10 protein-coding genes are annotated in these 9,871 nt (G+C 71.2%); 3 read left to right on the forward strand and 7 right to left on the reverse strand.

All coding sequences use genetic code 11. The features are described from left to right. Nucleotides 1-19: 19 nt before the first annotated feature. The 3 genes from HUN59_RS12520 to HUN59_RS12530 are packed head-to-tail and all read right to left on the reverse strand — an operon-like array spanning nucleotide 20 to nucleotide 2,080. Nucleotides 20-955, reverse strand: a complete 936-nt coding sequence (locus tag HUN59_RS12520; RefSeq protein WP_144801255.1) for an OmpA/MotB family protein — start codon at nucleotides 953-955, stop codon at nucleotides 20-22. Between the two features lie 2 nt (nucleotides 956-957). Continuing rightward, nucleotides 958-1,782 carry a motility protein A gene (locus HUN59_RS12525; protein ID WP_058740398.1) on the reverse strand — a complete coding sequence of 275 codons (825 nt, stop codon included), beginning with the start codon at nucleotides 1,780-1,782 and terminating at the stop codon, nucleotides 958-960. Between the two features lies 1 nt (nucleotide 1,783). Next, a complete protein-coding gene (locus HUN59_RS12530; protein WP_141861452.1) occupies nucleotides 1,784-2,080 on the reverse strand; it encodes a flagellar FlbD family protein in 297 nt (98 codons plus the stop codon). Nucleotides 2,081-2,303: 223 nt separating this feature from the next. On the opposite strand from HUN59_RS12530, the gene HUN59_RS12535 reads away from it, so the two are divergent. Then, complete coding sequence (locus HUN59_RS12535; protein WP_254629869.1) at nucleotides 2,304-3,884, forward strand: helix-turn-helix domain-containing protein; 1,581 nt, start codon at nucleotides 2,304-2,306, stop codon at nucleotides 3,882-3,884. A gap of 108 nt (nucleotides 3,885-3,992) precedes the next feature. Here the strand turns inward: HUN59_RS12535 and HUN59_RS12540 are convergent, their stop codons facing one another. The 3 genes from HUN59_RS12540 to HUN59_RS12550 all read right to left on the reverse strand — a co-directional run bounded on the left by HUN59_RS12540 (nucleotide 3,993) and on the right by HUN59_RS12550 (nucleotide 6,309). Then, a complete protein-coding gene (locus HUN59_RS12540) occupies nucleotides 3,993-4,727 on the reverse strand; it encodes a hypothetical protein (protein ID WP_217483548.1) in 735 nt (244 codons plus the stop codon). Nucleotides 4,728-4,753: 26 nt separating this feature from the next. Continuing rightward, nucleotides 4,754-5,437, reverse strand: coding sequence for a DedA family protein (locus tag HUN59_RS12545; protein ID WP_254629870.1), 684 nt, complete (start codon nucleotides 5,435-5,437; stop codon nucleotides 4,754-4,756). Between the two features lie 71 nt (nucleotides 5,438-5,508). Continuing rightward, nucleotides 5,509-6,309, reverse strand: coding sequence for a COG4705 family protein (locus HUN59_RS12550; protein ID WP_174778529.1), 801 nt, complete (start codon nucleotides 6,307-6,309; stop codon nucleotides 5,509-5,511). Between the two features lie 195 nt (nucleotides 6,310-6,504). Between HUN59_RS12550 and HUN59_RS12555 the strand changes: the two genes are divergently transcribed. Further along, the gene (locus HUN59_RS12555) at nucleotides 6,505-8,085 is read left to right on the forward strand and encodes a Na+/H+ antiporter (RefSeq protein ID WP_144801261.1); all 1,581 of its coding nucleotides are present in this window, start codon (nucleotides 6,505-6,507) and stop codon (nucleotides 8,083-8,085) included. Here HUN59_RS12555 and HUN59_RS12560 read toward each other — a convergent pair. After that, nucleotides 8,040-8,816 carry a FadR/GntR family transcriptional regulator gene (locus HUN59_RS12560; protein ID WP_174778530.1) on the reverse strand — a complete coding sequence of 259 codons (777 nt, stop codon included), beginning with the start codon at nucleotides 8,814-8,816 and terminating at the stop codon, nucleotides 8,040-8,042. The two genes, HUN59_RS12555 and HUN59_RS12560, sit on opposite strands and share 46 nt — an antisense overlap. A gap of 86 nt (nucleotides 8,817-8,902) precedes the next feature. Between HUN59_RS12560 and HUN59_RS12565 the strand changes: the two genes are divergently transcribed. Further along, nucleotides 8,903-9,835, forward strand: a complete 933-nt coding sequence (locus tag HUN59_RS12565; RefSeq protein WP_254629871.1) for a proline iminopeptidase-family hydrolase — start codon at nucleotides 8,903-8,905, stop codon at nucleotides 9,833-9,835. Nucleotides 9,836-9,871: the final 36 nt, after the last annotated feature.

Consider the following 9,871-nt stretch of genomic DNA (forward strand, 5'->3'; position numbering starts at 1 on the left):
TGTGTTCGCTCGTCGTGTGTCAGCCGGCGGCGCGTGCTCCGTCCTGCGCGGTCGCGAGCGCGGGCATCAGGCTGCTGACGTCCTGGTCCGCGTTCGACAGCACGACGATGTCGACGCGGCGGTTGAGCGCGAGGTCGGCGTCCGAGTCACCCTTCGCGAGCGGGCGGCTCGACCCGAAGCCGACGCTCTGCACGTGCTCGCCGGGCATCCCGCCACGTTCGACCAGGTCGCGGAGCACGCCCGTCGCCCGGGCGGCGCTGAGCTCCCAGTTCGTGGCGTACGGCGCGGTCGAGTTCCGCTGGTCGGCGTGCCCCTCGACGCTCACGTCGTGGTTGCTCGTCCGCAGGACCGGCGCGATGGCGTCCATGATCCGCCGCGCCTGGTCGGAGAGGTCGGCGCTGTTCGTGCCGAAGTAGGTCTCGCTGCCGATCAGCCGGACCGTGAGCCCGCGGGCGTCGACCGTGAACTGCACGTTCGCCTGCTCGCCGGCCTTGTCCAGGTTGCCCTGGATCGCCGACTCGATCGCCTTGAGGTCGTCCAACTCGTGCTGCGCGGCGGCCAGGTCGGCCTTCGACGCGACCGGCGGGACGACCGTGGACGCGGGGTCGACGTTGGTGTCCTTCGCGCCGGACGCCGCGGTCGAGTGGTCGGCCTTCGACTTGTCGGTCGCGTAGCCCTTGCCGTCCTTCGTGACCTGCGACTTCGACACGACCGTGCCGGACGCGGTGTCGATCTTGTCGGACTTGACCTCGCCGAAGCCGGTCGCGAGCGATGTCTTCAGCGCGATGAACTTCTGCTGGTCGACCGACGACATCGCGAACAGGACGAGGAACATGCACATCAGGACGGTGATCATGTCCATGTAGGACGCCATCCACCGCTCGTCGGGGTGCTCGGCCTCGTCGTGGCCGCCGCGCTTCCGACCGCGTCCGCGGCCCCGGGGGTTCGCGCTCACGGTCAGGCCGCCAGCTGCTGGTCGTCGACGTCCGCCGACGCCCGGCCCTTCGCGCCCTTGCCGCCCTTCGCGTCACCGCGGGCGGTCGGCGGGACCATCGCGGTCAGGCGTTCGCCGAGCAGGCGGGGCTGGCTGCCGGCCTGCACGGCGAGCAGCCCCTCCATCAGGAGGGTCTGGCGGTCCGACTCGAGCTGCGCGAGCTTCTTGAGCTTGCCGCCGAACGGGAGCCACAGGAAGTTCGCGGTGAGCAGACCCCAGAGCGTCGCGACGAACGCGCTCGCGATGAGCGGGCCGAGCTCGTCCGGCTTGCCGAGGTTCGCGAGGACGTGGGTGAGCGACACCACCGTGCCGATGATGCCGACCGTCGGAGCGAAACCGCCGAGGCCCATGAAGAACGCGCTCGCGCTCCGCAGCGGTGCGGCGTTCGACTCGATCTCGTCCTCGAGCAGGATCCGGAGCTCGTCCCCGTCGGTGCCGTCGGCGATGTTCTGCAGCGCCTTCTTCATGAACGGGTCGTCGTGCTTGTCGGCCTCCTGCTCGAGCGCGAGCAGACCGTTCGAGCGGGCGGTCTCGGCGAGTCCGACGACGTCGTCGATGACGGCCTGCGGCGGCGTGACCTTGCCCGTGAACGCCTTCGGCACCGCCTTGAACGCGGCGATCGCGTCCTTCAGGGTGGTGCTGGCGATGCCGCAGCCGATCGTCGCGCCGAACACGAGCAGCATCGGGGCGGGCAGGAAGAGTCCGGCGAGCTCGACGTGCTCCATCTGCGCCATGCCGAACAGGGCGCCGAAGGCGACGAGGATGCCGACGATGGTCGCGATGTCCACGTCAGCGCCCCCCGTCCGCGCGGGCGTCGGTCGGCCTGCTCGGCAGGGCCGCGACGGGTGCGAGGGAGTGGGGACCGCCCGCGTTCTGGACGGACTGCGCGTCGGTGCCGTACGCCATCCCGACGATCCGGGCGCGGTACGCGGCGACGAGGTCGATCACCTCGGTCATGGACTCGCGGACGATGTACTTCGCCCCGTCGACCATGATGAGGGTCGTGTCCGGCGTCTCCTGGATGCGCTCCACGAGGTCCGGGTTGACAGCGAAGGCGCTGCCGTTGAGTCGTGTGACGACGATCATGGCCCGTCCTGGTTCTCGATCGTCCCGCCGCCGTCCGTGGGGCGGGATGCAGGCCCGTCCGTGGTCCTGCACCGGTGGCTATCGGCGGAGGTACCGACCTCGTTAGGAGCCGCACCACACCCGTCGCCCAAGTTCTCATGGACGAGTTATTCCCGATCCGTTCCTGCGAGTCAGCCCCGTGATGTCCCCTGTTTTATCTCATGAGCGTGTTAGCGTGACGCCCATGTCCGACACCACCACCGTCGTCACGCCCGCCGACCCGGCTGCTCCCGCAGCGGCCACCGCGCCCCTGCGCGAGGTCGGCGCGCTCATCCGCGGCGCCCGCAAGGGACGCAGCATGACCCAGTCGCAGCTCGCCGAGCGCGTCGGGACCAGCCAGAGCGCGATCAACCGGATCGAGCAGGGTGGCCAGAACCTGTCCCTCGAGATGCTCACGCGCATCAGCGAGGCGCTCGACCAGCAGATCGTGTCGATCGGCGGCGCGCCGCAGCGCTCGCACCTGCGGGTGCAGGGCGGACGGAAGCTCAGCGGCTCCATCGCCGTCAACTCGAGCAAGAACGCCGCAGTCGCGCTGCTCTGCGCCTCGCTGCTGAACCGTGGCGTGACCCGGCTGCACCGGGTCGCGCGAATCGTCGAGGTCGACCGCATCATCGACGTGCTCCGCAGCCTCGGCGCGACCGTCACCTGGTCGCCCGACGGCGAGGTCCTGGAGATCGTCGCGCCGTCGGACCTGCACCTCGACGCGATCGACGCGGACGCCGCGCGCCGCACCCGGAGCGTGCTGATGTTCCTCGGCCCGCTGAGCGGTCGGTACGGGTCGTTCCGACTCCCCTACGCCGGCGGCTGCGACCTCGGCACCCGGACCGTCGAGCCGCACCTCATCGCACTGCGCCCCTTCGGAGTCGACGTCGAGGCGACCTCCGGCTGGTACGAGGTCGGCGTCGCGAACCGGGACGTCCCGGCGCACTCCGTCGTCCTGACCGAACGCGGCGACACCGTGACCGAGAACGCGATCCTCGCCGCCGCCGCCCGCGACGGTGTGACCACCATCCGGAACGCCAGCCCGAACTACATGGTTCAGGACCTCTGCTTCTTCCTCGAGCTCCTCGGGGTGCAGGTCGAGGGCATCGGCACGACGACGCTCAGGATCACGGGCAAGAGCCGGATCGACGAGGTCGTGGACTACTGGCCCAGCGAGGACCCGGTCGAGGCGATGAGCCTGCTGACCGCCGGCATCGTCACGTCCTCGACCCTGACCGTGACACGCGCACCGATCGAGTTCCTGGAGATCGAGCTCGCGACCCTGGCCGAGATGGGCCTGCGCTTCGACGTCAGCGAGGAGTACTCGGCCGCGAACGGTCGGACCCGCCTCGTCGACATCACGGTCCACCCCTCGGAGCTGCACGCGCCGATCGACAAGATCCACGCGATGCCGTTCCCCGGCCTGAACATCGACAACCTGCCGTTCTTCGTCGTGATCGCGGCGATGGCCGAGGGCACGACGCTCGTGCACGACTGGGTCTACGAAGGCCGGGCGATCCACCTGCTCGACCTCACCCGGCTCGGCGCCAGCGTGACCCTGCGCGACCCGCACCGGCTCGACGTCACCGGCCCGACGCACTTCTCCGGTGCCGAGGTCAGCTGCCCGCCGGCCCTGCGTCCCGCGGTGGTCATCCTGCTGGCGATGCTCGCGGCGAAGGGCGAGAGCGTCCTCCGCAACGTAGGCATCATCGCCCGCGGGTACGAGCAGCTGCAGGAGCGCCTCAACTCGCTCGGCGCGTCCATCGAGACGTTCCACGACTGACCCTCCTCCCCCTCCGCGGAACGCAACGTGGGCGGTTCCCCGCAGCGGTACTCCGCTGCGAGGAACCGCCAACGTTGCGTGTTGCGAGGTCGCCGGTTCGACGGGCGGTCAGCGCGAGGAGGCTGCTCCGATCGAGCCGGCCCGCTGCGTCGTGGTCCAGGCCACTGCGAACGCGATGGCGATGACGAGGACCGCGCTGACGAGCCCGGTGCCGATGTCGAGGCCGCCTCGGCCGCGCGGGACGGCGACGTAGTCGGCGAAGGACGCGCCGACCGGACGGGTGAGGACGTAGGCGGTCCAGAACCCACTGACCGGTCCGAGCACGGTCCCGGCGCGAGCGAGGACGACGATCAGCATCGCGGCCGTGAAGACGAGGCCGCCACTGAGGAACCCGAGGTGGAGGGTGCTGGCGGCGAGGTCGCCGGCCGAAGTTCCCATCGCGAAGGTCGTGATGACAGCGGCCCAGTAGAACAGCTGCCGGCGGGTGCTGGTGATCGTGTGGACGTCGACGGTGCCCTCGATGCGGCGCCAGAGGACGAAGACGGCGACCAGGGCCGCGAGGAACACCGGGGTGGACACCAGGTAGGGGACGCCGAGTGCGACGTGGGTGACGTCGGCGACCATGGTGCCGAACACACCCACCATGGACACGGTGCCCCAGTAGAGCCAGGGCCGGTACCGGTCTGCTCGGAGCTGCGCGGCGAGGACCGCGGTGAAGAGCACCGCGGTGGTCAACACGGTCGGGACCGGGTCGAACCGGGTGACGAGGAAGTCGGAGAGCGCTTCCCCCATCGCGGTGGTGAGGACCTTGATCACCCAGAACGACGCCGTGGGTTCAGGCACCCGGTTCTGCACTGCGGTCGCGTCACTCATCGGTCGCCGGCCGTCCGTCCGGCGGGCTCGGAGGCCTCAGCGGCCGCCTCGCGCCGCTTGCGGGCGAGGTGGCGCTTTCGGAGGGCGCCGATGACGATCGGGAGGATCGAGACGAGGACGATGACGATCATCAGCGCGTCGATGTTGTGCGCGACGAGCGGGATGCCGCCGAGGAGCACGCCGACGACGGTCAACCCGCACGCCCAGGAGATCGCGCCGATGAGGTTGAACAGCAGGAACCGGCGGTAGTGCATCTGCGCGGTGCCCGCAGCGAGGGGCACGTAGGTGCGGACGATGGGGACGAACCGTCCGAGCACCAGGCTCAGGCCGCCCCACCTGGTGAAGAACGCTTCCGCTTCGTCGAGGCGGGCGGTCGTGAGGATGCGGGCGTCGTCCTTGAAGAGGCGCCGTCCGTAGCGTTTCCCGATCCAGCAGCCGACCTGGTCCCCGGCGATCGCGGCGACGGACGCGACGACGGCGACCTGCCACGGGGCCACACCGAGGGTGCTGCTGATGATCGCTGCCGTGACGAGCAGGGAGTCGCCGGGCAGGAACGGGAACAGGACCCCGGACTCGATGAAGATCAGCAGCGCGATCCCGGCGAGGACGTACGGGCCGAAGGCGTGCAGGACGGACGCCGCGTCGAACAGGCTCACGGCCAGCGGGAGAGTGGAGAGCACGATGTGCCTTTCACGAGGTGCAGGGCCGGTGCCGTCGTCACCCGAACGGACGGCGACACCGGCGGATCGGGTCAGACGGTGAGGCGGCTGCGCTGCTGGGTGTCGTCGCGGCGGATCCGGATCACGAGGACGCTGATGATCGCTGCGATGACGACGAAGAACGCGATGCTCGTGGTGATCGTGCCGATGCCCAGGCCGCCGTCCTGCGGCGACGCGGACAGCAGGTCGCCGGTGGACGCGCCGAGGGGGCGGGTGAGGACGTACGCGATCCAGAAGCAGAGCACCGCACCGCGGCGGCCGATGAACCAGACCGCTGCGGTCAGGGCGATGGCGCCGGCGAAGAGCAGCAGGGACGGGAAGTACCCGAGCCCGGTCTGCTCGGCGATGAGGTCACCGGCTGCCGTGCCGAGCGCGAACGTGAACAGGATCGCGAGCCAGTAGAACGCCTCCCGCCGCACGGTGTCGATGCCGTGGATCGAGAGGGTGCCCTCGACCCGGTACCAGATCGTGAAGACCGCCAGGAGCGCGAGACCGAAGACGGTGGTGCTGACCGCGAGCGGGACACCGAGGCCGTCGGTGAGGTCGTCCGTGACGCAGGTCCCGATGATGCTGATGAGCACGACGGTGATCCAGTACACCGGCGGCCGGTAGGAGCGCGACCGGAACTGGAGGACGAGGAACACGGCCAGCGCGACCGCCATGACCAGCGTCGTGCGTGGCAGCCCCAGACCGACGGTGTCGCTGAGCAGGTCCGCCGCGGTCTCACCGACGGTGGTGGCGAGGACCTTGATGATCCAGAACGACGCGGTCGGGTCGGGCACCTTGTTCGAGCGCGTCCGCGAGCGCAGCGGCACAACAGGCGAGTGGGACATGGTGTTCTCCTCGTCGGGGCGAGCCGTTCCGCAGGGAGGCGGGCTTCGGCGGTGCCCCGACGGTAGGGCGGGTCGCGCAAGACTCCTCCAAGAATCGTCGCGGGCTCGACGCAGCACCCCCCGGAACGCGGATCGGGAAGATCCAGCAGCACGTCCGGAGTTGACTGACAGGTCGGACGAACCTCGAGGAGACACGTGCTCGGTCCTGAACTGGTGGTCGCCCTCGGCCTCGCCATCGCCGTGACGGCTGCCGTCGCCGACCGCATCCGCGTCGCGCCGCCGGTGCTCCTGCTCGTGATCGGTGCGCTGCTCGCGCTCGTGCCGACCTTCGGGACGGTGGAGCTCCCCGCGGACGCCGTGCTCCTGCTGTTCCTGCCGGCGCTGCTGTACTGGGAGAGCCTGACGACCTCGCTCCGGGAGATCCGGAAGAACCTCCGCGGGATCGTCCTGATGGGGACCGTGCTCGTCGTCGTGACGGCCGGGGTCGTCGCCACGCTCCTGCACCTGCTCGGCATGCCGTGGGGGCCGGCGTGGGTGCTCGGCGCCGCGGTCGCCCCGACCGACGCCACGGCGGTGGGCGTCCTGACGAAGATGCTGCCCCGTCGCAACGTCACGGTGCTCCGCGCCGAGAGCCTGGTCAACGACGGCACGACCCTGGTGGTCTACGGCATCGCGGTCGCCGTGACCGTGGGCACCCAGCAGCTGACGTTCTGGAGCGTCTCGTGGATGCTCGTGCTCTCCTACGTCGGCGGGGTCGCGGCCGGGCTCCTCGCGGCGTGGCTCGGCTCGCTCGTGCTGCGCCGGGTGGACACCGTGGTGCTCGAGAACCTCGTGACGCTGCTCGTCCCGTTCGCGGCGTTCCTCGGCGCCGAGGCGATCGGCGCCTCGGGCGTGCTCGCGGTCGTCGCGGCCGGCATCGTGGTGAGCCAGGTCGCACCGAAGCTCGACCGTGCCGAAACCCGGCAGCAGGTCCGCGCGTTCTGGTCCTTCCTGACGTACCTGCTCAACGGCGCCCTGTTCGTGCTCGTCGGCATCGAGGCCATGGTGGCCGCGCGGGAGCTCGACGCCCGCGAACTGTGGAGCGGCGTCGGGCTCGTGGTCGCGGTCTCGGTCGTGCTGGTCCTCGTGCGCTTCGCGTTCGAGGGCACGATCGGTGGAACGGTCTGGCTCGTCACCCGGCGCTTCGGCGGGGAGCCCCGCGAGGACCGCCGCGACCGGCTCGTGAGCGGCTTCGCCGGGTTCCGGGGCGCGGTGTCGCTCGCGATGGCGGTCGCCGTCCCCCGCACGCTCGAGTCCGGGGGCGCGTTCCCGGAGCGGGACCTCATCGTGTTCGTCACGGCGGGCGTCGTCGTCCTGACGATCGTCGGCCAGGCGCTCGTCCTGCCGGCGGTGCTCCGTCGGGCGGCCCTGCCGGAGGACGAGTCGGTCGGCGAGGAGCGGCGGCACGCCGAGCGCACGGCCATCGAGGAGGCGCTCGACGCACTCCCCCGACTCGCACGCTCTGCCGGTGCCGACCGTGCGACGGTGGCGCGGATCCGGAAGGACTACGAGGCACACCTGGACGTCATCGAGGCCCGCGCCGAGGAGGACGAGGACCATCCGGCCCTGCAGCGCCACGACTCCGCCGTTGCGCTCGAGCTCGCGCTCGTCCGCCACAAGGCGGCGACCCTCCTGCGGCTCCGCGACGCCGACGAGATCGACGACCTGGTACTCCGCCAGGTCCGCGCAGGCTACGACGCCGAGGAGGCGCGGCTCGAGGGCTCGACCCCACCCTGACCCCGCGCGGGCACCTGCCCCGCCCGCAGCATCGCCCGCTCGAGCAGCTCCAGGTCGATCCCGACGTGCCGCCGCGCGATCTGACCGGCCGTCACCGTCGCCCCGTCGCACACGGCGTCGACGAGCGCCTCGTGCTCCCGGAGCGCCCGGGCCTCCATCTCGGCCATGCCCTCCGCGGTCCCCCAGAGGTGTGCGGGCGCCGCGATCGACACCTGCGACTCGAGCCCGGCCAGGGTCGCAGCGAGCACGTCGTTCCGGGCCGCGTCGATGATCGTCCGGTGCAGCACGGCGTCGGCCTGCTGCTTCGCGAGCCCGGACTCCGCGGTCCGGAAGTCCTCGAGACGCGCGCGGAGTGCCCCGCGCTCGTCGTCGGCGATCCGCTCGGCGGCCGCCGTGGCGAGGGCACCGTGCAGGAGCGCGATCGCATCGGCGGTCTCGCGGATGCCGGCCCACCGCGCGGTCATCGTGCGCCCGACCGCCTCGGACGACGAGTCCGGCCACTGCGTCCGGACGAACGTCCCGCCGCCCCGACCGCGCCGGGTCTCGAGGAGCCCACGGTCCACCAGGCGCGCGAGGGCGGCCCGGACGGTGACCCGCCCGACCCCGAGCAGGCCGGTCAGCTCGCGTTCCGGCGGCAGCCGGGACCCGGGCAGGTACTCCCCGACGGCGACCGCGGTGACGAGCCGGTCCTCGACCTCGTCGACCCGGCTCTCCGGCGCGCGTTCCGCCACGTCGGCCCCTCCCGTCCTGTTTCGTCCACGTTAAAGGACCGGAAAAGGTCTTGCAGCAGACCTTTTCGGGAGCCATGCTGAGCGGCATGTCCCGCATCACCGAAGGCACGATGCCGTTCCGCGACGGCCACACCTGGTACCGCGCCACCGAACCCGACTCCCCGACCCCCGGTGCGCTGCCGCTCGTCGTGCTGCACGGCGGCCCCGGCATGGCCCACGACTACCTCCGGAACCTCGCGGCCCTTGCAGACGAGACCGGTCGGACCGTCGTCCACCACGACCAGTTCGGCTGCGGCCGGAGCTCCCACCGTCCCGACGCCCCCGTCGACACCTGGGTCCCGCAGCTCTTCGTCGACGAGTACGCCGCGCTCGTCGAGCACCTGGGCCTCGGCGACCACCACGTCCTCGGGCAGTCGTGGGGCGGCATGCTCGGCGCGGAGATCGCCGTCCGGCAGCCCGAACACCTGCGCAGCCTGATGATCTGCAACTCCCCCGCGTCGATGCAGCTCTGGGTCGACGGCGCCGCCGAGCTCCGCGCGCAGCTGCCCGGGGACGTCCAGGACGCCCTGACCCGGCACGAGCAGGCCGGCACGGTCGACGACCCCGAGTACCTCGCCGCGACGCAGGTCTTCTACGAGCGCCACGTCTGCCGCGTCGTCCCCATGCCGCAGGACTTCGTCGACTCCGAGACCCAGATGGAACAGGAGCCGACGGTCTACCACACGATGAACGGCCCGAACGAGTTCCACGTCATCGGCACCATGCGCGACTGGACGATCGTCGACCGGCTCGACCGGGTCGCCGTCCCCACCCTGGTCGTCGCCGGCGAGCACGACGAGGCCACCCCCGCCACCTGGCAGCCCTTCGTCGAGCGCATCGCCGACGTCCGCCAGCACGTCTTCCCCGGCGCCAGCCACTGCACCCACCTGGAGCAGCCGGAGGAGTTCCGCCGCCTCGTCGCCGCGTTCGCGGCGACGCACGACGACCACCCCACCGTCGCGGACCGGCCCACCTCCTAGGTCGCGACCCCACACCGGACGGGAGGCGCGGCACCA

This window comes from Curtobacterium sp. Csp2 (assembly GCF_013347165.1).